General features: G+C 57.7%; 24 protein-coding genes, 2 tRNA genes and 1 pseudogene. 18 read left to right on the top strand and 9 right to left on the bottom strand.

What is annotated here, in order from left to right; all coding sequences use genetic code 11:
- Positions 1–212 precede the first annotated feature (212 nt).
- Positions 213–335, bottom strand: coding sequence for an HTH domain-containing protein (locus tag DCC24_RS11980; RefSeq protein WP_110123443.1), 123 nt, complete (start codon positions 333–335; stop codon positions 213–215).
- A gap of 878 nt (positions 336–1213) precedes the next feature.
- Here DCC24_RS11980 and DCC24_RS10200 point away from each other — a divergent pair.
- On the top strand, positions 1214–2473 hold the full coding sequence (locus tag DCC24_RS10200) for a helix-turn-helix domain-containing protein (RefSeq protein ID WP_158524657.1): 1260 nt from the start codon (positions 1214–1216) through the stop codon (positions 2471–2473).
- 219 nt (positions 2474–2692) lie between these two features.
- On the opposite strand, the gene DCC24_RS12390 is transcribed toward DCC24_RS10200, so the two are convergent.
- The 3 genes and pseudogenes from DCC24_RS12390 to pepN all read right to left on the bottom strand — a co-directional run bounded on the left by DCC24_RS12390 (position 2693) and on the right by pepN (position 6357).
- Positions 2693–3070, bottom strand: a complete 378-nt coding sequence (locus tag DCC24_RS12390; RefSeq protein ID WP_233242980.1) for a globin — start codon at positions 3068–3070, stop codon at positions 2693–2695.
- Between the two features lie 144 nt (positions 3071–3214).
- Positions 3215–3658 (bottom strand): annotated as a pseudogene (locus DCC24_RS12385) (OsmC family protein); the annotation flags it as partial.
- Positions 3658–6357 (bottom strand): aminopeptidase N, encoded by a 2700-nt coding sequence (gene pepN, locus DCC24_RS10190; RefSeq protein ID WP_110099805.1) that lies wholly within the window; start codon positions 6355–6357, stop codon positions 3658–3660. The gene pepN and the pseudogene DCC24_RS12385, both read right to left, overlap by 1 nt.
- Positions 6358–6590: 233 nt before the next feature.
- Here pepN and DCC24_RS10185 point away from each other — a divergent pair, with 233 nt between their 5' ends.
- The 6 genes from DCC24_RS10185 to DCC24_RS10160 all read left to right on the top strand — a co-directional run bounded on the left by DCC24_RS10185 (position 6591) and on the right by DCC24_RS10160 (position 10428).
- Entirely contained in the window at positions 6591–7094 is a 504-nt protein-coding gene (locus DCC24_RS10185) for a ribose-5-phosphate isomerase (protein WP_110099804.1), read from the top strand.
- 11 nt (positions 7095–7105) lie between these two features.
- Positions 7106–7996: an Fpg/Nei family DNA glycosylase gene (locus tag DCC24_RS10180; RefSeq protein ID WP_110099803.1), complete on the top strand. Its 891-nt coding sequence runs from the start codon at positions 7106–7108 to the stop codon at positions 7994–7996.
- Between the two features lie 74 nt (positions 7997–8070).
- The gene (gene lipB / locus DCC24_RS10175) at positions 8071–8757 is read left to right on the top strand and encodes a lipoyl(octanoyl) transferase LipB (RefSeq protein WP_110099802.1); all 687 of its coding nucleotides are present in this window, start codon (positions 8071–8073) and stop codon (positions 8755–8757) included.
- Between the two features lie 35 nt (positions 8758–8792).
- Positions 8793–9896: a lipoyl synthase gene (locus tag DCC24_RS10170; RefSeq protein WP_110099801.1), complete on the top strand. Its 1104-nt coding sequence runs from the start codon at positions 8793–8795 to the stop codon at positions 9894–9896.
- A 31-nt stretch (positions 9897–9927) separates the two neighbouring features.
- Entirely contained in the window at positions 9928–10182 is a 255-nt protein-coding gene (locus DCC24_RS10165) for a hypothetical protein (RefSeq protein WP_110099800.1), read from the top strand.
- Positions 10183–10215: 33 nt separating this feature from the next.
- Positions 10216–10428 (top strand): hypothetical protein, encoded by a 213-nt coding sequence (locus DCC24_RS10160; protein ID WP_146206319.1) that lies wholly within the window; start codon positions 10216–10218, stop codon positions 10426–10428.
- Here DCC24_RS10160 and DCC24_RS10155 read toward each other — a convergent pair.
- The 3 genes from DCC24_RS10155 to DCC24_RS12225 form a co-directional block, all read right to left on the bottom strand.
- On the bottom strand, positions 10388–11308 hold the full coding sequence (locus DCC24_RS10155; RefSeq protein WP_199446265.1) for an aldo/keto reductase: 921 nt from the start codon (positions 11306–11308) through the stop codon (positions 10388–10390). The genes DCC24_RS10160 and DCC24_RS10155 overlap by 41 nt on opposite strands.
- 307 nt (positions 11309–11615) lie before the next feature.
- Entirely contained in the window at positions 11616–12107 is a 492-nt protein-coding gene (locus tag DCC24_RS10150) for a MarR family winged helix-turn-helix transcriptional regulator (protein WP_110099798.1), read from the bottom strand.
- Positions 12104–12379 (bottom strand): hypothetical protein, encoded by a 276-nt coding sequence (locus tag DCC24_RS12225; protein WP_199446264.1) that lies wholly within the window; start codon positions 12377–12379, stop codon positions 12104–12106. Before DCC24_RS12225 ends, DCC24_RS10150 begins: the two co-directional genes overlap by 4 nt.
- A 337-nt stretch (positions 12380–12716) precedes the next feature.
- On the opposite strand from DCC24_RS12225, the gene ribB reads away from it, so the two are divergent.
- From ribB to DCC24_RS10125, 4 genes are all read left to right on the top strand, one after another.
- On the top strand, positions 12717–13469 hold the full coding sequence (ribB, locus tag DCC24_RS10140) for a 3,4-dihydroxy-2-butanone-4-phosphate synthase (RefSeq protein WP_110099797.1): 753 nt from the start codon (positions 12717–12719) through the stop codon (positions 13467–13469).
- A gap of 8 nt (positions 13470–13477) precedes the next feature.
- Positions 13478–14722, top strand: a complete 1245-nt coding sequence (locus tag DCC24_RS10135; RefSeq protein ID WP_110099796.1) for a lysophospholipid acyltransferase family protein — start codon at positions 13478–13480, stop codon at positions 14720–14722.
- Between the two features lie 3 nt (positions 14723–14725).
- Positions 14726–16885, top strand: a complete 2160-nt coding sequence (locus tag DCC24_RS10130; protein ID WP_110099795.1) for an MMPL family transporter — start codon at positions 14726–14728, stop codon at positions 16883–16885.
- A 481-nt stretch (positions 16886–17366) separates the two neighbouring features.
- Positions 17367–18419, top strand: a complete 1053-nt coding sequence (locus DCC24_RS10125; RefSeq protein ID WP_146206318.1) for a hypothetical protein — start codon at positions 17367–17369, stop codon at positions 18417–18419.
- A 480-nt stretch (positions 18420–18899) separates the two neighbouring features.
- On the opposite strand, the gene DCC24_RS11975 is transcribed toward DCC24_RS10125, so the two are convergent.
- Positions 18900–19352: a hypothetical protein gene (locus DCC24_RS11975; protein ID WP_199446263.1), complete on the bottom strand. Its 453-nt coding sequence runs from the start codon at positions 19350–19352 to the stop codon at positions 18900–18902.
- Positions 19353–19813: 461 nt separating this feature from the next.
- Between DCC24_RS11975 and DCC24_RS10115 the strand changes: the two genes are divergently transcribed.
- Positions 19814–20458, top strand: a complete 645-nt coding sequence (locus tag DCC24_RS10115) for a replication initiation protein (protein WP_110099792.1) — start codon at positions 19814–19816, stop codon at positions 20456–20458.
- Between the two features lie 48 nt (positions 20459–20506).
- Positions 20507–20881, top strand: a complete 375-nt coding sequence (locus DCC24_RS10110) for a hypothetical protein (protein WP_110099791.1) — start codon at positions 20507–20509, stop codon at positions 20879–20881.
- 124 nt (positions 20882–21005) lie between these two features.
- Here DCC24_RS10110 and DCC24_RS10105 read toward each other — a convergent pair.
- A tRNA-Gly gene (locus DCC24_RS10105) sits at positions 21006–21079 on the bottom strand.
- A 257-nt stretch (positions 21080–21336) separates the two neighbouring features.
- Here DCC24_RS10105 and DCC24_RS10100 point away from each other — a divergent pair.
- From DCC24_RS10100 to clpX, 5 genes are all read left to right on the top strand, one after another.
- Positions 21337–21410 (top strand) — tRNA-Pro (locus tag DCC24_RS10100).
- Between the two features lie 66 nt (positions 21411–21476).
- Positions 21477–22859 carry a trigger factor gene (gene tig, locus DCC24_RS10095; RefSeq protein WP_110099790.1) on the top strand — a complete coding sequence of 461 codons (1383 nt, stop codon included), beginning with the start codon at positions 21477–21479 and terminating at the stop codon, positions 22857–22859.
- A gap of 203 nt (positions 22860–23062) precedes the next feature.
- Positions 23063–23683: an ATP-dependent Clp protease proteolytic subunit gene (locus tag DCC24_RS10090; RefSeq protein WP_110099789.1), complete on the top strand. Its 621-nt coding sequence runs from the start codon at positions 23063–23065 to the stop codon at positions 23681–23683.
- A 59-nt stretch (positions 23684–23742) separates the two neighbouring features.
- Positions 23743–24408, top strand: coding sequence for an ATP-dependent Clp protease proteolytic subunit (locus tag DCC24_RS10085; protein WP_369860237.1), 666 nt, complete (start codon positions 23743–23745; stop codon positions 24406–24408).
- A 231-nt stretch (positions 24409–24639) separates the two neighbouring features.
- Positions 24640–25950, top strand: a complete 1311-nt coding sequence (gene clpX, locus DCC24_RS10080) for an ATP-dependent Clp protease ATP-binding subunit ClpX (RefSeq protein WP_110099788.1) — start codon at positions 24640–24642, stop codon at positions 25948–25950.
- Positions 25951–26057 lie beyond the last annotated feature (107 nt).

Raw genomic sequence — 26057 nt, 5'->3', positions numbered from 1 at the left:
TACGAACAATCTGCTCGGGAGTATGCTTACTGAACTTCTTCACCATTCATCCATTCTCCCCACCCACAGGCCGGGCATCAATGGACAACACTCAAGTCACCTGGACCTAAAAACCTAGGGCACTCCAAAGACACCAAATGGTTTGATAGCTGCTGAGCTTTTCATAGGGCGCTCCTAACGATTGCAGGTGAAATCTATACCCATCGAGGTATTCACTGCCGCTCAGGCTTGTCAATGAAAAAACGACTATTATTCAGGCCTCTGCGCACGGTAGACCGCGAGACGTCGAACTGTTCGGTGATTTGGGCGATGGTGAACCCAGGACGCTTCGACATGATCCGAATCTGGTCCCTGGTCGTGGTCTTGGTGATTGAGTGCGTTGTGGACGGTGCTGACTGAACACCCAACTTGCTCAGCAATGGCCCGCATCGATAAACTCTGCCCCTGCAGTTTGCGGATCTCTCTACGGCGCTGTTCACCGCGGTTGAGATAATCGTTCCGGGGTTCAGCAACGAAATCACGCACGGTTCTAGGAGAAACGCCTAGCTGTTCAGCAACCTTAAAGGCAGTACGTTTGTGACGTACAGCATGTTCAGCTGACATTTGAGGCCTCCAATAAATCTTGGGCGCTTAATCCGTTCCGTCTTTATTGACCACTTTCCCGTCCTCGTGCCACTTGGATAGTGCTGAATGTTGCCTCATAGACTGCTACCCCATTGGTCCACATCCGGGACTGGGTAGTGGTCCATCTGTGGATGCTGTTGGCAATCTGTTGGGCCTCATTTTTCGGGAGTGGTTCACTGAACTCCGCATTCAACTCATGAACATGCCAACTCACAGCCACGTAGAAATCATAACAATCGCCCAAGTGATGGCGCAGTAACCGAGACGTCTGGGGGATTTCCTAAGGCGTCTTCACAGTAGGCCTGAACCACGTCAGATGTTTCAGGGATCCACGGCAGCTAAACTCCACCGCTTACTCAAAAAGGTCCTCTGGTCGCAAAAGATCCAGTTCGATGATTGGCACGCGGGCATCGCGCTCAGCCTTGAAGGCTTGGATCGTCAAAGAAGGTATGCCCACTAATTGAGCAACGGCTCCAGTAACCAGCGGCTTTCCATCTTTGAAGATCTCATTGGGTGTAGTGTCAGATCTATGACTTGGACACCACTTCACCGAGCACTTGGGGAGACCTCTTTAGACTTGACTTACTCCATGGTTGAGCAAGCTGTTGAGCAGCAGATCGAGGAAACAGCAGATCTGGACTGGAAGAGCCAGATGCCCTTGACAGTTGACATGAGCATCCCCAGGGATCAGAAAGAAAAAGAGCGTTATGAACTAGCTAAAGATATTGCCGCAATGGCTAATACCGGTGGGGGAATGATCGTCTACGGCGTTGGAGAAACTGCGGTTAACCAACGCACCGCTGCTGGAAGTATTACGCCAGGATTACGAGTTACCACAGACGATTGTAAACGTATCCGCCAAGCGGCATTTTCGACAGTACACCCGCCAGTCGTAGGCTTAGAATTAAAGCCACTTTCTTCTACGGACGATGGACAAGATTCTGTGTTGGCCATGATAATCCCGGAAAGTATGGATGCACCTCATCTTGTTGTAAAAAACGGTGATGGCGGGTTTTTCCAGGCACCATGGCGTAACGGTCCAGACACAGTCTTCATGGCGGAAAGAGAACTTGCTCAGGCGTATCTTCGGCGAGAACAAGGCCGCCGTCAGCAAATCGTATTGTTAGAGGAATCAGAAAGCCGTTTCCTGAAATCCATTGGCACGAAACAGGAGAATTCGCCAATATGGTCATATGCCATTGCTCGTCCTGCGCAGCCACTTATGAATTCAAATTCGATGGGCAACCTCTCCGCAGAGGGGATCTTGCGCCGTGCCGCTGATTACCCGTGGATGAAGAAAGAATCCACAGCGATAACAGAGATCATTGGTGATAGTAACTTCCGCACCTGTCGAGGATTACGAAAATTTTATTGGACCATGTCCCGAAATTTCCGGGAGAGAACCTTTCGAGCCAGGATTGAACTCCACAGTGATGGTTCAATCGCAGTGGGAATCACCCGAGATGGGTTCATCGGTGAAAACGATATCAACCCATCGCATTTACGTTTGGATGACATTGAAAAGATTGGGTTAGATCTAACCGCGATTTTGCTTGAGTTTCGCAAAGCTGGTGGACCTCAAAGTGACTATGATGTGCGGTTCGGAGTCGTCCCTGTCCCAACAGCGTTCCGTCGCAGAGATTCAGTGTCAGAAGGGTACTTGCCGCCTTGTTCGGGTGATAAGGTCCAAGACTTTTATCCTGTTGAAGGAACGATCATAACGAATCTCGGCAGGAGGCAACTGTTAGATAGCGCTGTTGAACTCATTAACGACGTTATGAACCAAGCTGGTTCAATGTGTGCCTTATCAGGAACCCGGCTTGATGACGAACTCTCGGTTGGTGAATAAAAACAATTATCAAACACTTTGAAATGTATGGCCCTGGACGCTAATACCTATATGCTTCTGTGATTGTTAACCTCGCTTGGCGGTGTTTCTCAGCTTCATGTGGCGGCTCCGTCACTGGACCTCTTGCTACCCAAATGCACCACGTAGAATGCTGGAACTGACCAAGATTGATAGATGCGCGTGCAAAAGGGTATGCCTGGTCTGACGACATATTCAGGGCTAAGACCGGTTCTGCATCGCGTGGGCGGCGCGCTCGAGGTAATCCCACAGGGTCTCTTCCTGCAGGGGAGCAAGGTCTAAGGACTTCACCGCGACCTTCATGTATTTCAACCAGGTGTCCCGTTCTTGGGGTCCGATCTCGAAGGGCATGTGGCGCTTCCGCAACCGCGGGTGGCCACGTTGCTGGGAATAAGTGGTGGGCCCACCCCAGTACTGTTCCAGAAACATGCGCAGTCGAGCTTCTGCAGGACCCAGGTCTTCCTCGGGATACAGGGCTCGGAACTCCGGGTCCGTGGCGACCTGCTCGTAGAACACCCGCGCCAGTTTCGCGAAGGTTTCGTGTCCGCCCACCTGGTCGTAGAAGCTACGCTGTTCCACTGCCGGGGAACCGGTGGCACCGGTGACCGACACGGGTTTTTTGGCCGGTCGGGGCGGTCGCAGTGTAATCGGAGCACCCAGGCGGGTGGTGAACTGAGGTGACTTTCGCTTAGGTTCTCCGGTGGTCACCGGCTTGATGGCCACCGGAAAATTCACCGACCGGGCGACGAAACACTGTTGATGAGCTGTCTCGTGCAACTCTCCGGCCCGCTGGTAGGCCTGGGGGTCCTGGTCATGAGTCGCCTCATCCAGCCACACCTGGGGGCGTAACACCGCACTGGCGACTTGTCCGCCCTCTTTCAGGTCGTGCGAGAGCAGTAGCTCGCCACCGACCTCGATGTGGGAGACCGCCAATTTTTCTTGGCCTGCCACGAATAAGTACGACAGAATATGGCACTCGGCCAGAGCCGCCAGCAATAACTGCTCCGGATTCCACCGGGAGGTGTCACCATGAAACGCTCTGGCCGCTGAGCCCTGCAGTTCACCGGGCCCATCGGCCTGGATGAGGATATCTCGGGTGAACCCCCGCTTCGGGTGCGGGGTGTCACGGCTCGACCATTCGGCGCGTAACTGAAAGGTGTGTTCCATCATGCGTCGTTCGTCTCGTTCGTGCTACCGGTGCTGCGGTGATTGCCAGACGGTGTCGTTTCAAAGGCTCGTTGGGCCCTCAGGGACCGGATCAGATCATCGCGGTTTTCTGCCAGAACTCGTTGCAGCGCAGAATGGTTGGTAGATGCCAGGACGGTCGAGGCCTTCTCGAGAGTGGATTCGGAGACATCCCAGCCGGGGAAGAGGCCTTCGGCGAACGTTTCGGCCATCTCGTGCGAGCGCTGGCCCCAGACGGTGTCGATGACCTCGAAGTACTGGTCAATGAACGGTTCCAGCACTGCACGGTCGTGGACCCGGTTGAAACCAATAATGGTTTGGCGCTGGGTGGTATTGGACATATCAGCCTCCACCAGCCGGCTCCAGGTGTCAGCCTTGGCTTGTGCTTCGGGCCGGGCTGCCATGGCCTTATGACGAGACAACGCTCCCGTGGCCGTGGTATCGGCCTGAGCCGCTGCCTCGATCTCGGTCACCCCGGCGTAGCCACCGGCTACCAGCGAGGTCAGCGCATCCCAGCGCAGTTCGTCGGAGAGCACCAGCCCGGGCAACCGCGGATCCTGACCATGAGCACCATAGCTGAGCACCTCGGAGAGGATCTCGAGCTGGTGGTGGCGGGCATGGAGAATGAACGCCTTGAAGAACTGGAGCTGGGTATCACTGCCGGCCGGTGCCGCGGTGGCCAGCTCCCAGAGCTTCTCGGCGACTGTGTGCCGGATCTGGGGCTGATGGCTGGCCGGAACATATCGATTCAGGGCGGTATTGAGCTGACGGATCAGAGTGAAGATCAAACTCGAGTGGGTCTCTGCACCCAGATGCTTCAGCAAGGTACTAATAAACGCCGATGCCGAGAGCACTCCATCGCGGGTCATGTGCCACAGTGCACCCCAGAGCACCGCACGAGCTCCGGAATCTGCCACATCCGACAGCCGGTCGATAGTAGTGCGCGCGGAGTCCGGGTCCAGCACCACCTTCGCATAGGTCAGGTCTTCATCATTGACCAGCAGAATGTCCGGGACCTTCGTGCCGGCTGGTACGTGGACCTCGGTGGTCTCACCGGTGATGTCGAGCTCGATCCGTTCTGCCCGAATCAGCCGTTCGGGGTGGGCCGGGTCGTTCCGGTAGCAGCCCACCACCGCCCGGTGGGGGCGCAATGGCGTTTCACTGTGCTGAGACGACTGCAGGATCTGCAAAGAGGAGATCGTCTCACCGTCCTCGGCAAGCTGTAGCTGTGGCTCGAGCGTGTTGATCCCAGAGCTCCTCAGCCACAGCTCGGACCACTCGGCCAGGTCACGGCCCGAGGCCAGCTGCAGTTCACCGAGGAGATCTTTCAGCTCCGTATTGCCGTAGGCATGGGTATGGAAATAACGCCGCACACCTTCCACAAACGCGTCGTGACCTACATAGGCCACCAGTTGCCGGAGCACCGAGGCACCCTTGGCATAGGTGATGCCATCAAAATTCACCAGCACGTCATTCAGATCCCTGATATCGGCCACAATCGGATGCGTGGTGCTGAGCTGGTCCTGGCGGTAGGCCCAGGTTTTCTCGACCGCGGAAAAGGTCGTCCAGGCTTGATCAAACCGGGTGTTCTGCACCGCTGCGACGTGGGAGACGAACTCGGCGAAGGACTCATTCAGCCACAGATCATTCCACCAGCGCATGGTCACCAGGTCGCCGAACCACATGTGGGCCATCTCGTGCAGGATCGTGATGGCCCGTCGTTCGACCAGCTGTTCGGCCACCGGGCCACGGAAGACATAGTCCTCCAAGAACGTCACGGCGCCGGCATTTTCCATCGCCCCGGCATTGAACTCCGGGACAAATAGCTGATCATATTTTTCAAACGGGTAGGGCGTATTGAATTCGTGCTCAAAGAAGTCGAAACCCTGCCGGGTGATCTCAAAGAGGTTGTCACCGTCCAAATACTCGGCAATCGAAGCCCGGCAGTACAGCCCCAGCGGAATCTCCCGGCCGGTGGTGGAAGTGGCTGTGGAGTGGACCGAATAGTAGGGGCCGGCAATCAGCGCGGTCACATATGAAGACAATCGTGGCGTGGGTGTGAATTCCCAGCGAGCCAGATGCCCCCGGGTGTGGTGTGCTGTGTCGTCCCGGCGACCGGTCACACCGGCTCCGGCTAATAATTCCAGAGGAATCGGATCCGGGGTGGGTTGGTTAGAGATCACGGTCCAGTGGTCCGGGGCGATGACCGTGAACTGGAAGGTGGCTTTCAGATCGGGTTGTTCAAAGACCGTGAACACCCGGCGCGAGTCGGGCACCTCGAACTGCGAATACAGGTAGGTCTCGTTATCGACCGGATCCACAAAGCGGTGTAGTCCCTCACCGGTATTGGTATAGCGGGCCACAGCATCGACGACCAGCACGTTGGTATCGGCGAGATGCTCGACCGGCAGGGCAATACGAGCGCCGTGATACTCGTCGGTGGGTAGGTTGATGCCGTTCAGGCTCACCTCGCGCAACGAGTCCCCAACAAAGTCGATGAAACTGTATTCCGGGGCGATACTGGCGCGGTCCGCAGCGGTAAAGTGCACCTCGGTACGGGACCCGAACACTTCACCGTCCCACGAGAGATCCAGCTCAACCTGGTACGACTCGACATCGAACGCGGTGGCCCGCGCTTGTGCTTCGGTGGCCGTGATATTGAGCAACTGTGATGTGGTCATCCTCTACAAAACACCTCGCTGGACGTCTCGGGTTGATCGGATTCGAAGTCCGGTCGTCTCTTGGTCTGTTCCCCATTCTGTCACTTTCTGTCCGTTTCTTGTCCGCCACAGCAGACTCACCGTTGGATAGCTGGCTCGTCAGCCGCTGCTCCGCGGTGAGAGGGTTCGCGGTAGGGTGAAGGTGAGGCTCACACCGTCACCGATCGCAACAACACCAAGGGGAGACCAACGCCATGCGTGTGCACATTGCCACCGATCATGCCGGGCTGGATTTGGCCCACTACTTCATTGATCACCTGACCGATTCCGGATACGACGTGTTGGACCATGGGCCTCAGGCCTATGACCCCGACGATGATTACCCGTCATTTTGCATCAACGCCGCGCTCGCAGTCGCCCGGGAACGTGCAGCCGGAATGGACTCCTTGGGTATTGTGCTGGGTGGGTCCGGCAATGGCGAACAAATTGCTGCTAATAAAGTCCCCGGTATCCGAGCTGCCCTGGCCTGGTCAGTAGCCACCGCCCACCTGGCCCGTGAACACAATGACGCTCAGCTCATCGCTATCGGGGGGCGCCAGCACGCAGCCGAGGAAGCCTTGGAAATTGTGACCGCATTCTTAGAGACACCGTTTAGCGGTGAAGAACGTCACCAGCGCCGCATTAACCAGGTTACCGAGTTCGAACAGCGCGGTGAGATCGAAGGTTTCGAACTGGGCACCGACGGGTTGGACGCGTAGCGACGTAGCTGATGCCTGAAGGACACTCCATCCACCGGTTGGCCCGGTATTTCTCCGAGGTCTTTACCGACCAACCGTTACGCATCACCTCTCCGCAGGGACGGTTCAGTGCCGGCGCCGCCCGGCTAGACGGGCGGCGGGCTAGACGGGCTGAAGCCTACGGGAAACATTTTTTCCTCGTCTTTGACCACGAGCTGATCCTCAACGTGCATTTGGGCATGTACGGGGCCTGGACCTTCGGTGGTGACGAGCATGTGGCCACCGTGTCCTCGATCGGAGCGCCACGCAAGATCGGCGAACGTGAGCAGCACGCCTGGCAGCTGAGCACCAACCCGGCCGATCCGCCCGAGCCCAAACCCACCACACGGGTCAGGATCGTCTCCGACCACGGGTGGGCTGATCTCATCGGTGCCTCTGTGGTCCGGGTGCTCACCGTGGATGAAGCTGGCGACGTGGTGGCCAGTATTGGACCCGACCCCTTGCGTCGTGATGCCGACCCGCAACGGTTTATCGACCGAGCGCTGGCCACCCGACGTCCCATCGGGGAGGTGCTGATGGACCAGAAAATCATTGGCGGAATAGGCAATATCTACCGGGCCGAAGGGCTCTTTCGCACCGGCATCAACCCGCACACCCCGTCGCGACAACTGGGCGCGGAACAGCTGCACCAGCTGTGGGAGGACGAAGTACGCCTGATGCGTCGTGGTGTCGCGACCGGAAAGATTATCACCACCCGGGCCGAAGACCGTCCCGGAACCGCTCTGAACGATGCCTGGCCCGAGCACGCCTATTACGTCTATCAACGACAGAACGAGCCATGCCGGGTCTGTGGCACACAGAACATTGTCGTGGAATCGATGCACCAACGAAAACTGTACTGGTGTACCCGCTGTCAGGGATAAGATAATTTGCGTCATCAACCGAAGTCATCTGGTTTAATGGATGTACTTTCATCGCGCAGGATTGAGGGGATTGCATGCGCATTCTCAACGAACTCGACAACGGTCTACAGAGCTATGCGACCATGGACCAGCGCCAACGTGAAATTCACCGGGCTGTCTCTGAAGGCCGAGAAGAATCAACGCTACTGATCTGGCAGGCCGAATCCACCTACACGGCCGGACGGAACACCAAGGCTGTCGACATTATCTCCGATGAGATTCCGGTGATTGAGACGGACCGTGCCGGATCGGTGACCTGGCACGGGCCCGGACAGCTCATTGTGTACCCGATCGTCAAGCTTGCCGAGCCCATCGACACATTGCGCTACATCCGCAGTGTGGAAGCCTCCGTGCTCACCGTGCTGGGTGAACACTACGACTTGCCGGTAGAACGCATCCAGGACCGGGCCGGAGTCTGGTTGCGCAACCCCGACCGGAAGATCTCGGCCATTGGCCTGAAGATTTCGCGCGGGGCGACCATGCACGGTATTTCGCTCAACGTCACGACCGACCCCAATACATCGTTCACTGGGATTATCCCGTGTGGCATCAATGACGCTGCGGTGACCTCGATGGCAGAAGAAGGCGTCACCGACCTTGCGGTCGCTGATCTGGTTGATCCGCTGGTTGCGGAGCTCACCGAACGATTGACCCCACTGATTGATCCGGTCTACGCCGCCACCGCAGAAACGCAACAGAGTCTTCAGCCACACCACAGCTGATCCGATCTCGTTTCACAAGGAGAGGAACACCTGACATGTCGACCTTGCCGAAAGCAGAAGGACGCAAGCTATTGCGCATCGAGGCGCGAAACGCTCAAGTACCTCGCGAGGATCGACCCGACTGGTTGAAAACCCAAGCCACAGTTGGGCCGGAATACCGGAACATGCGTGAGCAAGTCCGCAAGCAGTCTCTGAACACTGTCTGCGCGGAAGCCAACTGCCCCAACATTTACGAGTGCTGGGAAGACCGGGAAGCCTCGTTCTTAATCGGTGGGGCGGTGTGCACTCGCCGGTGTAGCTTCTGCGACATCGCCACCGGTAAGCCGGGGGAGTACGACCAAGAAGAGCCCGAACGTGTGGCTGACTCGGTGTCGGAACTCGGACTACGCTATGTGACGGTGACCGGTGTGGCCCGCGACGACCTCGAAGACGGTGCCGCCTGGCTGTATGCTGAAACCTGCCGTGCCATTCATCGTCGTGGCGAAGGCACCGGGGTGGAGCTGCTGGTCGATGACTTCCGCGGGGGAGACCGCCCGTTGCAGATGGTCTTCGATGCTCAGCCCCAGGTCTTTGCCCACAACATCGAGACTGTTCCGCGGTTGATGAAGATTATTCGTCCCGCCTTTCGGTATGAGAAATCCTTGGGTGCACTCAGTAAAGCCCGCGACTCAGGACTGGTCACCAAATCCAACCTGATTCTCGGCATGGGAGAGACCACCAAAGAAATTGAAGAAACCATTGGCGATCTGGTCGATGCCGGAACCCACATTTTGACCATCACCCAGTACATGCGACCCTCGCCGTTGCACCAGCCGGTGGACCGCTGGGTCAAGCCCCAAGAGTTCCTCCGGTTGCGTGACTTCGCCTACGAGCGTGGTGTCAAGGCCTGCATGTCAGGGCCGTTGGTGCGGTCTTCCTACCGTTCCGGCAAGCTCTACGTTGAGGCCATGAACGCGCTGGGCCGGCAGATCCCTGCCGAGTTCGCTCACCTGAAGGAAGCAGCTGAGGGCTCGACCCGTCAGGAAGCTGCCACTGTGGTGCAACGTCTCAAGGCCCGCGGTGCCGTCGACGACAACCCGGACGAACCGGCTTTGCCGGCACACCAGCCCGGTGACCGCACCCAGTTGCCGGTGGCTTAGACCCGCAACGGACAAGCGAGAGAGTGTCCTGATGTTTGGCACGGGACACCACAGCTTCCGCTCCGATGAGGTGTCAGACGGAGATGCCACCAATGAGAGACCGCCAGACGATGGCCAGGCGTGTGACGATGCGGCGCGCAAGATTGAACACACGTTGGATGTGCAGATCAGGTCCGATGCTCTTGTGCCCCCCGCGTTGGACGTGGCCATGGAATCAATCCAAACCGATGATCGCTACTGCGCACTGCGACAACAAGCTGTTGGAGTATTGCCGGCGGCCGATTGACGCGAATTGGATAACCGCATCCGCGTGCCTTTGGTGTTGAAGATTTTTGGTCTGTTAGAGGAGCAGGGAAAGATTCGCGACGATGTCAACGTGGAGGCGGCGACAGTCCTTGTGGTGGGAATGCTGGAGGCGACTCTCGATGAAATGACCGCGAGTGAAGATCTGCAACGGCGGTATGCCGAGTACCGTCCGATTCTCTTGTGCTTCATCGAATCTCTCGCAGGGGAGAAGACCTCTGCTGAGTAAGGATTATCAGTCGGACATTCCTGGGTAGCGTCCGCCATGAGCGTACAGGTGGTTGAGCGACTCCAGTTCCTTGTCGGTGAGTGAGATCTTCAACGCGTCGATATGTCCAGGAGTTTCCCCGTTGCTTTGTGCCAGGAATGGGAACGATGTCATCGCCTTGGGTGAGTAGCCAGGCCAGCGATATTTGAGCAGGTGTGGCGTTGTGGTTGCGGGCGATGGGGTCGACGATCTCGACCTGCTCCAGGTTTTTTCGCCTCCATCGGGGGAGTGCACGCCTGTAGTCCAGGAGAGGAAGCTGAGTGGTGGCCTTCTGATCGCCTGTCAGTAGTCCTCTGCTCAGGGGGGAATAGACCACGATTCCGATATTGCGTTTGCGGGTTTCGGGAACTGGTCCGTTCTCAATGTCGCGGGAGAGGAGCGACCATTCGGATTGCAGGGCGGTGATGCGGTAGGTCTCGTCGGCGGCGCGGAGTAGTTCGGCAGTCAGTTCGCTGACGCCGATGTGTCGGATGAGGCCTTCGTGGACGAGGTCGGCCATGACGCCGATGGATTCTTCGATAGGGACCTGGGGGTCTGGTTGATGGAGGTGGTAGAGGTCGATGTAGTCACGGCGGAGGCGTGTGAGGGATCCGATGACGGCGGCGAGGCAATTCTCTGGTCGCCCGTCTTGTCCGGTGGGGAAGGATAGTGGGTTTGTCGTGATTGCGAACTTCGGGGTGATGATGTCGTCGCGGTGGGATAAGTGTTCGCCGAGCAGAGTCTCGTTGTGCCCGTTGCCGTAGGACTCGGCGGTGTCGAAGAAGGTGACGCCCTGACTAAGTGCGAGATTTAGGGTGGCGATAGCTTCTGTTTTGTCTGGTCGGCCATAGAGGGCGCTCACCCCATATATCCCAGGCCGAGGGTAGAGACGGTGAGGCTGCGTAGTCGTCGGGTCTGCATGATGATTGTCCGTGGAGAAGAGGTGCCATCCCGGTTGGTGTGAGGTGGGCACCTGATGGTCAGTGGTGATGGTGGTGGGAGCGGAATGTTGGCGCGATAGGTTGATTATCACCGGTGGGGTCACTGCGTGGTGCACGAGCGCATCGATAGCTCTTCGGATGTGAATAAATACGCACATGCCCCTATGCGCATAGGGGCATGTTCTGGATGCGAGTGTTGATTCGATCCGGTCGCGATGGGACTGGAACCTAGAGCTTGTCGAACAGGTGTGGGTAGCGCTTCTTCATGGCTGCGCTTAGGGAGGGGTCAGTCAGTAGACAGGTCAGTTGGGTGAGGATGTCCTCCGGGTGAGCGCTGAGCGCATGGGTGAGGGCATCACCGATACTGTCGTCGAAGTTCTTCTTGAGATTGGTGATCGCGGCAACCATTTCACGACCGGCCGGCGTGAGAGCGTGGAGGGTTGCCCGTTTATCTGTGGTGGACTGGGAGGTCATTGTCAGCCCTTTGGATGCGAGAGTGGTGAGCAGGCGACTGGGACTGCCGGATTCGCACACGAGGTAATCGCCGACTTCTCGAGTGCTCATCGGGCCGTAGGTGCCGATGACTTCGATGGCTTCGGCTTGGGAATTGGTCAGGTCCAGCTGTGCAAAGAGATTGTTGAGTTGTCGGTTTCCTTGCCGTTGGAGGGCGAGGATCAGGTAGCGGAACTCTTCAGGGTGGTCGGCAATGGTCTTGTTCATGAGGGGATGTCGTGTGGGGAGGGGTTGTTGAGGGTCTGGGCGAGGCGGGTCAGGCGCTTGTGGGGGACGAGAGAGGCTTCGTGGTCACCGATGATGGCGGTGAGGACACCGTGCTGGTTGATGGTGTGGGCGACCGTCGTGCCGCGAGGATCTGGGGTGAGGGTGAAGGTGGATTCTTCGGTGAGGCCCGGGATCTCGATATGAAACGTGATGACGTCAGGGGAGGGTTGCGTGTAGGTTAACTTTCCTTTCAGGAGGCTACGGACGGTCACGGAATGCGCACCGTCGGAATCTTCTGGCTCGATATTGCTGAAGGCAGGGTTCCATGTGGAGAGATTGCTGATGTCGAGCAGGATTTTCTGATCATAGACGGATCATGCTCAAGAGTAATAACCGCGGAATTCTGAGTCTTTAATGACATGGCATGAATGATAGGTGATCGCCCAGTAAAAAGGAAGTTGTTACTCATTACGCTGGAATTATATAACAAACTACCCCCAATCTTGGGTACTTTACCGCTCGTGTGGGGCGCATTTGTGGCCTGTGGTATAAATACCCGTGACACAACATTGATGTTGCGTCACGGGTATTTCTTGAAAGGATCTGACCATGACCCGCATGCTGACCGACATTCCACAGACCGACGACACCAAGACCACCGCTCGCCTCGGTGCAGAAACCCACCTGGCTCCCATTGAAGACATCGTCGCGGATATTACCGCCGGCAAGATGGTCGTTCTCGTCGACGATGAAGATCGAGACAACGAAGGCGACCTCATCATGGCCGCCGAAGCGATCACTCCCGAGACTGTCAACTTCATGATCACCCAAAGCAAGGGACTGCTGTGCGTTCCCATGACCGCTGAGCACGCCCGCACCCTTAACCTCGCTCCCATGGTCGAACGCAACGAAGACGACTTCGGCATCTCCTTTACCGTCTCTTGCGATGCCGCCACTGACTTCGGCATCACCACTGGCATTTCCGCCTCCGACCGCGCCGCAACGATCACCCTGTTGGCCTCCGGGAGAGTAGCCAGCAACTTCCACCGCCCCGGCCACGGCTTCCCACTCATGGCACGCGAGGGCGGCGTGCTCACCCGCATCGGCCACACCGAAGCAGGCAGTGACCTCGCCGCCATGGCTGGGTTCGCTCCCGTGGGAGCCATCGTCGAAATCATCGGCGACGACGGCGAAATGCTGCGCCTCCCACAGCTCGTGGAATGGTGCGCCGAACGCGGCATCGCACTATCCACCATCGAAGTCTTGCGCACCTACCGCCAAGAACAGGTCGCCGCCGGTGTCGCGATCACCCAACGTCCCGACGGCTCCCCACTGGCCACCCCCCTGACGAGCGTGAAGTAAGTGCCACCATGGTCAACCACAACACCAACCGCATCGGGCCATCCACCCGCAAAATATCGACCCCTCGCATCCACGACCTCGTCCTCCGACATGTCGGTTATGTCGAAGGACTAGATAATATCCCGCGCACAGGACCGGTCATCCTCGTCGCCAACCAGTCGTCCTACATGGACCACTTCGTGACGAAAACCCTCGCCGAGTCTGTTCGCCCCGGCCGCGTCTGGTTCCCGACAAAGGCGGAAGCCTTCGACACCTTCTTGTCGCGCGTCTGGCACGAATCCATGGACTGCTACCCCGTGGACCGCAACGCGCCCAGCGAAGAAATCTTCCAACGTGCCCGCGACGTCCTGGATCGTGACGACACACTCGTTCTCTACCCCGAAGGCCCCCGCAACACGGGAGATGGGCTCCTCCCGTTTAAGTCCGGAGCGTTCCGGATGGCATTGGCCAACAAGACGCCCGTCATTCCCGTCGGGATGACCGGCCTGGCCGAGGTGCTTCCGAAGGGTGCGTCCATTCCCCGCCACCGGTTGCTCTCTGTCGCGACTGGTCAACCGTTGACGGTGCCGACCAGTGGTGATGAACGTGCCCGAGCGCGCGCCATGCGCGATCACGCTTTCGACAAGATCTCTGGTCTGAAGTACCGCTCAAGTCACGTCACCGCGAAAAATTCCGGCCAGGCGCTCGACGGGATGGTTACGCTCTCCCACACCATGGTGGCTGAGAACCTCACGGTGGACGGAAACCTGCCCGCCGAGGTCATCTCCCGGATTCAGCTTCTGCTGAGAATTGCAGATAAAACGTCCCGACGGCGCTTGGACTTTCAGGTACAGAAAACACGCATCGACGGCTTCCGCGCCTTAAACTCACTGACTCCCGTGGGCACGATGGTGCGTGCCGCTGTCGTGAATCAAAAAGCCGATCGACTTTCCGACCTGCATTCGTCCTACGACTTCGCGGCCTACCTCGCTGGTCGTAGCTCTCTGGTCCTGCCGCCATGGATGGGAGGCGGCACAGGCAAAGCGAGCACGCACTTCAAGCGTGCCGTCGCCCGCGAAGGGCAGATGACATCACAGGCCTATGTGGGGCTTGAGGAGTCTCTGGCTGCCGCCGGTGACACCTCCGGCGCCGTCGACGCCTACGAACACGCACTACACAACATTGATGCTGCTGATCCCCGAGGAGTCGCGCGCAAAGAGAAGATCTCTGGTGCCGTAGCCCAGCTCTCCGGCGCAGCACACGGGAGGCCATAACTCATGATTCTTACGTTTGTTCAGCGTCACGCCAAGCTCGTGATTCTCCTGTGGGCAGTAGTGTTCGTCCTCAGCGCGGTCGGCGCATGGCATCTTAACGACGCCGTCAAAGCCGGCGGCTTCAATGACCAACACGGTCAATCGTTCGCCGGCCAAGACGTCAACCGCGAGGCCTTCGGCGATGCCGACAATGAACTCTCCGTCGTGCTCACCTCCGACGAGACCGTTGATTCTTCAACACTGGATGCCGTGGAAACTGCCATCCACGAGCTGCCACACGTTGAGTATGTGACGGATGGACGACAAGTCGCGCAGCTCGGCTCTGACTCCGGGCAGACGCAGATCGTCCAAGTCGGCTTCGACGCCGACAACACGACGACACAGAACATGGTGCCCACACTCCGTGACAAAGTCGCCGAGGCTGTCGACGGCACCGCGGTAGACATTCACGTTACGGGCGCTGCAGCACTGGACTATGACCTGAATATTCAGTCCCAGCAAGATGCCCTGCACGCGGAAATGATCGCCTTCCCGCTACTCATCCTCGTGCTGCTGTTCGTCTACCGCGCCGTCGGTCCGACCGCAGTCACGCTGATCACGGCAGGCATCTGCCTGGCGGGAACACAAGGTGCCGGGACGGTCTTGGCTCAGTTCATGGATGTGTCGAACATGTACGTCACGGGTGCATCATTGATCGGCTTGGCTGTGAGCGTGGACTATTGTCTCTTCCTCATTGCTCGTTACAAAGAGAACATCCACGCTGGGGTGGACAAACCGGAGGCATTGCGCCTGGCGACGCATACCGCGGGGCATGCCATCCGCTTTGGTGGCCTGAGCGTCATCGCCGCCTTGTGCGCCCTGTTTATCGCTCGGAATATGGTCTTCTCTTCTATTGCGTTGGCAGGAATCATTGTGACGACGATTGCGCTGCTTGCTCTGTCCACCCTGGTGCCGGCCATCATCACCGTGCTCGGCGACCGACTCTTCTTCGGCAAACTGCCGGGCTTCCACGACGCGCTGGTTATCGAGGAGGAAAAAGATTCACCGATGCTCCGCACCGCGCTGACCAAACCAGCCATCGTGGCTCTCGCGGTCGTGGTGCCACTGCTCGTATGTGCCGCACCGTTGGCGGGAATCAAGCTGCAGGTCCCAGTCGCCAGCGCGTCGATCCTCCCAGAGGGCAAGGATTCCCGTGAGGGCATCGAAGCGATCCAGTCCGAACTCGATGCCCGCGCCTTGTTCCCCACGAGCGTGACCTTCGAAGGGGCACCGGGCGAATCAGCTGAAGACGTGCAGGCGAAAGCCACAGCATTCGCCGACCAACTTGGTGGCGTCAGCAACGTCGATCAGGTGCTTGTCCCGGGGACGCCAGAGGAAAAGTTCTCCCCCTACCCACTATCGGGATCGCAACAGTCAGTGAATTACTCTCGCATGCTCGTCACCTCGACGGGACTGCCGGATTCTGATGACGCCCACGAGATGATCCGAGATATTAAAGATCTCACAGGCGACCAGGCTGATGTCTACGTTTCGGGAGCCACCGCCCAGGGGGATGATTTCGATCGCTTGGTCGAAAGCTCCATTCCCTGGATCATCGCAGCCGTGGTGCTCATCTCGTTGGCCCTGCTGGGCTGGGCATTCCGCTCGTGGCGCCTGCCCGTCCTCGCGGTTGCCCTCAACGGACTGGTGGTCTCTGCGGCGATGGGACTGTTGTCCTTTATATGGAAAGCCGTGATGGGTGATTCCATCAACTCGGTCACCCCGATCGTTATCTTCGCCATCGTCTTTGGCCTATCGATGGACTACATGGTCCTCATGGCCTCCCGCATGAAAGAAGAATTCGTTAACGGTGCGGCCCATAGTCGTGCCATTGCGTTGGGAATCGCCAAGACGTCACGGTTGGTGATCTTCGCGGCGATCATCATGATCGGAGTATTCCTGTCGTTCATAGTCGCGGAAATCAGCATTGTGCGCGAGATCGGTCTGGGCTTGGCCATGGCCGTCGCGATGGACGCGCTGATTGTCCGTCCACTGCTGTTGCCGTCGATCTTGACGCTGATCGGGCCGAGCGTGTGGGGTGGTACCTCCACTACCACGACGGAGTTGGGGGGAGGTGAAGCCGATGACCCCCGACGTCCAGAGCCCACACCCGTGGCCGTTTGATGACGCGGACATCGTGAATGTCTACCCCGTGCAATTGGCCCATGACCCGCAGGGTGCCTAGGTGCGCATAAGTGGGCACATCGACCGAGTGCCCCGCAATAGGTGTTCTAAGGACACGAGATGTAGTGAGGCATTGCTGTCGATGCTCGTCGCAACCACAGTTGAGTTGGTTGCGGCGGGCATCTTTTTGCTGTAAGTGGAGATTTTTGCCTCGGGTGAAGTATTTTTCCCGTAGTCTTAAAGAAGTAGGCTCTGGTTCGCGGTTTTGTGCATCGCATCACCTCAGTCTGAGGCGTGATCTATGACCATCATGTAGGGCATTCTGCCCAGGGCATGACGGTGGATGTGGCGCGCGTGGTAGCCGATGCCTCAAAGGTGGATCGGGCTGGTGTGTACGTGCCGATGACTCATGGCCGGGTGTCCAACGTGCTGTATTTGACGGAGTCGACTCCCGGGGGATGTGGGCACCGCGCACACCAGAGTGACCACATCGTCGGAGCGGCGGGAGTCGGTGGGATATGCCGAGGAGTTGTTGGTCGCGACGCGTGCTAGGGATCGTCGGGATGAGACCCCGCATCAGTTGTGGCGGGATGCCTACCGGGAGTGGTCGTTGGAGCGGTTGCCCTCGGCATATCCGGTCGATGGTGACCCGTTTGTGGGCACAAGCATGGCTGAGGTGATGCAGGCTCGACTGGCGGCACGTCAGCAGCGGATGGTTAGGTGTGCTCGTCGTCAGGATCAGCCTCCGGTGCGGGATCGCGTGCAGCGCCCCTTGTGGGCAGTGCCGGAGAATGTCTTGCAGTGGGCGACCGAGCAGCCAGAGGTGGTTGCGGCCCGGTGCAAGGCAGCGCGAGCAGAACACGGGGAGGTGGTCGAACATAACGAGATCGCCGCGCTGATCGAGCACCTCGACGAGCGTAAGCAGGCGGTGTCCGAGCAGTCGCAGAGTGTGGGGCACCGGTTGGTGGAGGCGCGTGGCCGTGTGCCTCAGGCGGAGTCGGCGCAGCAGTCGCGGAGCAGGTGGGCGAAGTTTCGCGCTGAATCCTTTGAAGGACAGATCATCCAGGCCCGTAGTGAGTGCGAGGCGTTGGAGCAGGCCAAGGCTGAGTTGGATGAGCAGTTGGTACAGATCCGTCAGCAGCGTGCAGCGTGCCGGTATGTCACCCGCCCGGACTATCAGGACGATGCGGTTACCGCCGAGCGGGTGGACCTGTTGGACGCGCTGGCCACACCAGAGGTGATTCGCGCTCAACAGCAGGATCGGGCACGACTACCGGTGGTACAACAGCAGGCCGAGCGGGCGGAGGCGGCAGTCGAGTTCGCGGGACTGCGCGCCGATGCCGTGTGGCAGGACGACGAGAAGCACGTGGACGGCTATGTCTCCCCTGGCATGCCGTACATGCCGTCGTTTGATCTCGACGCAGTCATACATTCGCGGCGAGCACATGGAGCGCCCCTCCCCTCCCGTGAAGCTGATTTAGGCGGGCAGTCGTGGAGTCCAGATCATGGTGCGAATCCGGGAATGGACTTCTAAGGCCGGTGTGATGCGGGGATATGAGTAGCCCCCGCTGCGGCGGAGCGTCACAGGGGCTCAACGCGGCAACGGGGACTACGAAAGGGTGCCACCCCTGGGGAAAGGGTGCTTGTGTCACCGTAAGAAAATCTTCCGCACAAAGTAGAGACAAGTAGCGCAAGATGCTTGAGGCGCCTATGCGTCTATGTAGATATGCGCATAGGCGCACATCTACATAAAAAAATTGTCCACTAGTGCCGTTTCTCTTCTTCAGCCATTGCAGTCCCCACTCTTCGAATAAGAGCGAGAGGCTCGTGTCGTCTTCTAGAGCTGCGATTTTTATGGCTTTCAAAAGCTCTGCGTCGCGCACGTATAGATTGACCTTCGATGTTTTGGGTGATGCATCTGCAAACATCTTTTTTGATGGGGTGACCTTCTCCCCCGGTGTCGGATCTTTAGAGATTTTCTTCTTGTCTCCGATTGCCATATTGTTCCTCCTCTTTAGTCGAAAGCCTGTTCAAGTTCATCTGCGAGAGCTTTCCACGGCTCGGAAAGCTCAGGGTTAGTTCCGAAAGCGTGGCGAGTTGTTGCTCTGGTAGGAACGATAACGTCGGCTAACGTAGCGGTTTCATTGCCTACAAGTTCGGAATGCACCTCATCGAGTAGACGTTCACGGCGGTCGAGGTTCACAAGTACAACAGCTACTGGTGGATCGGCCTCAGCTAAAGCGTTAAGTGTGATCTGAGTCCGAGAAATCTCCATAGGGGATACACCGGTGGGAACGAGAATGAGAGAGGCGATTGAAGCTGCTGCATCAATGAGATTGCCAGCGCCCGGAGGAGTATCAACTATCAAATAGTCTGCTTCTGTTGTTCTACTGAGCCACGTATTCAACTCCCTTTCGGAGGTTGCCTTAACAACCGGAAAGCGGTATCCGCCGTTTGTTCTGCCCATTGAAAGGCAGATAACTGAGGATCCATATCAATGACGACTACTTTGCGACCTTTACGCTCGAGAGCTGCCGCAAGGAACATTGCGCGGTAGTGGTTTTTCCTGTGCCGCCCTTGGATTGGATTATTGAGATGACATGAGGCGTGAGGTCAGGTTAGGGCACTAAGGATGCACACTTGGGATCGACATGCGCCTACGCGCCTATCCGTTTATGCGTAGATACGCCTTTGCGCATAGGCTTATCTACTGTTTGCTGATCTTCTTGGAAGATCTAGGGGATAGGTAAATGAATAGACGCAGGCCATTGAGCGTTTGTGCACTGCTTGAAAGGTCAAAAATGCTAAGCTTCGGTAGGAGAATTACAGGTCTGTAGTTACCTGACGAACAAAAATGAGCGCCACGCAGGCTACCACCCGCATGACGCTCGCTTATCGCCCCATCCCAAGTGGGGAGAAAGCCTGTCTATGACTATACCCCATGGGACCGAGAATGTGTCCCCACTTTTTCCGCTCAACAGCACCGATGCAGCGCGAACAGCGGATTTTCTCTCCCCTCGCACTGTGCCACTGCCGTCCCGGGGAGCCACGGACTACGAGCGCTACAAGCTACTCAAGCACCTTGACCGGGAGACCCTGCACGGTTGCCCCACACGGAAGTTCTCGGGCGCGTGGACGAAGACCAAAGACGGCAAGCGCAAGCCCAGGCTTTACCGCGTGGAATCCTCCGCTTTGGGGAGGTTGCAGTACGTCAAACTTGTCCATAAGCAACGAGCCACCGTCATTGTCTTGGACGTGGACATGCTGGGCTCCGCCGGTGGCAATGTCACCGATATGGCCCCTGAGGTCATCAACGCCGTGGTGGCCATGAAAGACGCCAGCTGCGCCCCCTGGATCGGAGTTTACCCGATCAACGGCAAAGCACAGTTGATCTGGCTGATCGACCCGGTCTATGCCGATTCCTCGGGCGATTCCTCGAACATGCGCCTGCTGCGGGCCACAACGAATCAGCTGTGTGAGCTGCTAGGCGCGGATGCGCACTTCTCGCATGGGTTTTCCCGCTCGCCGTTTTATACCGGGGATGATCCCACTGCCTACCATTGGCACTATTAGCACTCAGATATCTTCCAGCTGGTCGCATTGATTCAGGAGGTACGACGCATGTACGGCACCACGGATGCGGCGCCGCACCCTGCCCCGAAGCAATCCTTTACCAGCGGCCGGGAGCTGATCAATGCGGTGAAAACCACCCGGGAGGAAGCCCAAGCTTATTGGAAGATCGCCAAAGAGCTACAAGGGGGCATGGCTGATCTCGACAGGTTGGATGCCGAACGTGTCGATGGTGTCAAAGTGCTCTGGATCGCCGAGGGGCGCGCTGCGCGGGATGAGACCGCGTTTAGGCACGCGTTGTACACGGCACACAAGCTCCGGGTAGCCTCTAAGCCGATGAAGGACGAGGCGATCATTGATGCCTATGAGCATGCGTACAACTTGGCTCACAAACTAGGGGCAGACGGGCCCCACAACCATTGCTAACCGGGTTGCCAACCGTTGCTTATTCAACGGAGGACGAGGGCGAGGAACCCAGGTGAAAAAGGCCTCGAGCCCTCTGTGCGTATACCTCAATGAACTACTGGGGCTGGGTGGATCGAAGCCGTTGTGGAGGGGATGACGGGAATCGAACCCGCACTATCTGCTTGGAAGGCAGAGGCTCTACCATTGAGCTACATCCCCGCAGTGCACATCAGGGTGGTTATCACCACTGCAATGCACAGCGAATTTGAGTGTAGTGCAAAAAAGTGTTCAGTCCAAATTTCCGTTTTGGACGCGAAACAGACTAAGATATCGTGGGTGCCTAGTGGCCTCCAGGCCTGCGTGATGGTTATTCAGTCAACGGTCCTGCGGAGTGAGCCACGTGCGGTGAAGGATCGTTTCACCGTCGGGGTGCCACTGTACTCGGAGCCAACACGGTGTGTTGTGCCCGGGCATTTCGGGACGTAGCTCAGCTTGGTAGAGCGCGCGCTTTGGGAGCGTGAGGTCGCAGGTTCAAATCCTGTCGTCCCGACAGTTTCGGTTCGTCGTTAACCGCTACACAATTCCATTTATCCACGATCGATATCAGGAGTCCTACGTGGTCAAGTCCACAACAGAGAACCTCAGCCCCACTCGGGTCAAGCTGGAGATTGAGGTTCCTTACGAAGAGCTCAAGCCCCGTATTGACGCTGCGTATAAGAGCATTGCCAATCAGGTGCAGATCCCTGGTTTCCGCAAGGGTAAGGTTCCTCCGCGTTTGATCGACCAGCGTTTCGGTCGTGGTCTGGTGATCGAACAGGCCGTCAACGACAACCTGGACTCATTCTTCCAGCAGGGTCTGCGCGAGGCTGAGGTCGTGCCACTGTCTCGCCCCGAGGTGGATATCCACGGCGTTCCCGGAGCTGAGGGCGATGAGGAAGCGCCCCTGAAGTTTACCGCTGAAATGGACATTCGTCCCAAGGTTGAACTGCCAGACTATAAGGGCTTGAAGGTCACCGTTGACCCGGCTGAGCCCAGCGCAGAAGATGAGCAAAAGGCTCTGGACGACCTGCGTGCACGGTTTGCCACCCTGAAAGACATCGATCGCCCGGCAGGGCAGGACGATTTCGTGACGATCTCTTTGACCGCCAGCATTGACGGTGAAACGGTTGATGAGGCCGAAGACCTGTCCTACCAGATCGGTTCTGGCACCATGCTCGAGGGTATGGACGAGGCACTCGACGGTCTATCAGCCGGAGAAGATGCCGTGTTCGAGACCACCCTGGCCGGCGGCGAGCACTCCGGTGAGGCTGCCACCGTCAAGGTGGTGCTTAACGCCGTCAAGGAGCGCGAGTTGCCCGAGGCTGACGATGACTTCGCACAGCTGGCCTCCGAGTTTGATACTCTCGATGAACTCAAGGAAGATCTCAAGAAGCAGGCTGCTGACGAAGCCGTGACCAACCAGGGGATTGAAGCCCGCGACAAGGTCCTGGAGGAACTGCTGGAGCTGGTCGAGGTGCCCGTGCCCGAGTCGGTCATTACCGAACAGCTGGAACAGCACTTCAACGATGGCGGTCACTCTGCCGGAGATGACCATGACACGGAGGAGCACCGCGAAGAAGTCGAGAACAACTTCCGCGAAGCCTTCGTCAACGAGATCGTGCTCGATGAGGTCGCCGATCAGGAAGAAATCGGCGTCGAACAGGCTGAGCTGATCGAATACATTATCACCACCGCTCAGCAATACGGCATGGACCCCAACCAGTTCGCGCAGATGCTGGATCAGGGCAACCAGGTGCCGATGATCATGGGTGAGGTGCGTCGTCGCAAGGCTCTGGCCAAGGTCCTCGAATACGCCGAGGTGACCGACACCAATGGCAACGCCGTGGACCTGTCGTCCTTCGTTAAGCCACAGGACGACGACGCGGACGAGGTCGCTGAGCCCACCGAAGAGGACGAAACAAGTGAATCCACCGAGGAAGCCGACGACGAGCAGAAATAAAACTTAGCCATACTGAACGGGCCCGTTGAGGAGCAGAATTGCTCCCCGGCGGGCCCGTGGCATGTGACGGACTCGTGCCAACAGCGAAATACCGTGTGCTGTGGCCCCAGAACGAGCCGATCATCAGTAGTGTTTTTCCCGAAGATGATTCAACCAGGCTGCCGTGGAGGTAGCTGTCAGCATTGAAGGAAGGTAGGACGTCCATGACAGATTCGTCCCCCGCACCACGGATGGCCACTGTCGATCCGGCCGAACGTGAAGACTACATCTACAACCGTTTGCTGAAAGAGCGCATCATCTGGTTGGGGTCTGAAGTTCGCGATGACAACGCCAACGCAATCTGCTCGCAAATGCTGTTGCTCTCCGCAGAGGATCCCCGGAGCGACATCTACCTCTACATTAACTCCCCGGGTGGCTCGGTGACGGCCGGGATGGCCATCTACGACACCATGCAGTACATTCCCAACGACGTGGTGACTGTAGCAACCGGTTTGGCTGCCTCTATGGGACAGTTCCTGCTCTCTTCCGGGACCAAGGGCAAGCGCTACGCCACCCCCCACGCCCGCATTCTGATGCACCAACCCTCCGGCGGTATCGGTGGTACCGAGTCTGACATCCGCATTCAGGCCCAGCTGATCATGCACATGAAGAAAGTCATGGCCGAGCTGACTGCAGAACAGACCGGCCAGAGTGTGGAACGGATCCTCAAAGATAATGAACGCGACATGTGGTTTACCGCCGAGCAGGGCCTGGAATACGGTTTCTTCGACCACATCGCCGAACGTGCCGGTTCCGTATCCGGTGGTGGCGGTGTCGAGCAGTAACCATCCTGGTGTCACCACCACACTCAGCGGACTAACCACATCTTTTCAGGAGCTCTTCGATGACACAGCACAAACACTCTGGTCAGGACATGCCCGCCGCGCAGGCGCCGATGATGCCTTCGGCACGCTACATTCTCCCGCAATTTGAGGAACGCACTCCCTACGGTTTCAAACGACAGGACCCGTACGCTCGGTTGTTTGAGGACCGGATTATCTTCCTGGGAACCCAGGTCGATGACGCCTCCGCCGATGACATTATGGCTCAGCTTTTGGTGCTAGAAGCCATGGATTCGGAACGTGACATCACTCTGTACATCAACTCCCCGGGTGGATCCTTCACCGCGATGACAGCGATCTACGACACCCTCCAGTTCATCCGCCCCGAGGTCCAAACCGTGTGCCTGGGACAGGCAGCCTCGGCTGCCGCTGTCTTGCTGGCCGCCGGCACTCCGGGCAAGCGCCTGGCGCTTCCCAACGCGCGCGTGCTGATCCACCAGCCATCCATGGGCGGTGACCGTGGTACGGCAACGGATCTACAGATTCACGCTGACGAATTGTTGCGGATTCGTACCTGGATGGAAGAAGTCCTCGCCCAGCACACCAACCGTAGCGTCGATCAGGTTCGCGCTGATATTGACCGCGATAAGTTCTTGTCCTCCGAAGAGGCCAAAGAATACGGTCTCGTCGACGAGGTGCTGGAGTCGCGCAAGATCAAACGTAGCTAAGCCTGACAGTAGCACCGGTGGGGTGGACACTCTGCGATGAGATGTTCACGCCACCGGTGCCTTTCTGTGTGGTTATCCCCAGCGTGGAGACGAGATTTCCATCGCCCGGGACGTTCGGGGTAATTTTGGGCGGGAGATCCCCTGAGCGAGCAAGGCACACGGGTGTAACGGGGCAGAAAAGTTCCGGCCAGCTACTATGCTTGGATCGAAACAAAGTTGTGAGGAGTCACCTTGGCACGAATCGGAGAAAGTGCGGACCTGCTGAAATGTTCCTTCTGTGGCAAATCCCAGAAGCAGGTTCGTAAGCTCATCGCCGGTCCCGGCGTCTACATCTGTGATGAGTGCATTGAACTGTGCAACGAAATCATTGAGGAAGAACTCACCGAAGTTGCCGAGACCAACGACGTCGACTTGCCGACTCCTCGCGAGATTTTCGACCACTTGGACCAGTACGTCATTGGCCAGCAACGAGCCAAAAAAGCCTTGTCAGTCGCGGTCTACAACCATTACAAACGTGTCCGGGGCAATGACACCATCCGCCAGGCTGTTACCGACACGTTCGGAGATGACTCGATTCTAGATGCGCTGGCCGATGTGGAGGTCGGAAAATCGAATATCCTCTTGGTCGGCCCTACCGGTTCGGGCAAAACCTACTTGGCACAGACCCTGGCCAAGAAACTCGACGTGCCGTTTATCGTCGCGGACGCAACCGCACTGACCGAAGCCGGCTACGTGGGCGAAGATGTCGAGAACATTCTGCTTAAGCTGATTCAGGCCGCAGATTTTGACGTCAAGAAGGCCGAACAGGGCATTATCTATATTGACGAGATCGATAAGATCTCACGGAAATCCGAGAATCCTTCGATTACCCGCGACGTCTCCGGTGAAGGGGTGCAACAGGCCCTGCTGAAGATCCTGGAGGGCACCGTTGCCTCGGTGCCGCCACAGGGCGGTCGCAAGCACCCGCACCAGGAATTCCTGCAAATTGATACCTCGAATGTCCTGTTCATTGTGGCCGGTGCATTTGCCGGACTCGATGGCATTATCGAGTCCCGGGCTGGACGTAAGGGGATCGGCTTCGGCGCAGCCTTGTCGAGTTTCGGTGAAGGGGAGTTGCCCTCCTACTCTGATGTGCGTCCTGAAGATCTGCTGAAATTTGGTTTGATTCCTGAATTCATTGGGCGCCTGCCGGTCATTACCGCAGTAGACCCACTGGATCGGGAGGCACTCATTCGGGTGCTGACCGAGCCGAGGAACGCTGTGCTGAAGCAGTACCAAAAGATGTTTGCCTTAGATGGTGTCGAGCTTGAATTTGACCAGTCCGCTCTTGATGCTGTCGTGGACCAGGCGGAAGAACGAGGTGCAGGAGCCCGTGGGCTACGCTCCATTCTGGAAAACGTGCTGCAGCCGGTGATGTTTGATCTGCCCTCACGAAACGACATTGCCTCGGTGACGATCACCGGCGACGTCGTGCGAGGTGAGGCCGAACCGCTGATGGTCACTCGCGAGGTGACCCACAAACGTCGCACCAAATCGGCCTAATTTTACGTTTTTGACCGGTATCGGAAGTGTACGGAATAAATCCGCGAAGCGTGTCGCTAGGCCCAACAGACTGCATTGCAGTAGATTCCGGAACCCGACAGAAGGAG

This window comes from Auritidibacter sp. NML100628 (assembly GCF_003185985.1).
GTDB classification, from domain to species: Bacteria; Actinomycetota; Actinomycetes; order Actinomycetales; family Micrococcaceae; genus Auritidibacter; species Auritidibacter ignavus.
Note: the sequence above shows the minus strand (reverse complement) of the source record. Positions and strands in the feature narration are given on the sequence as shown.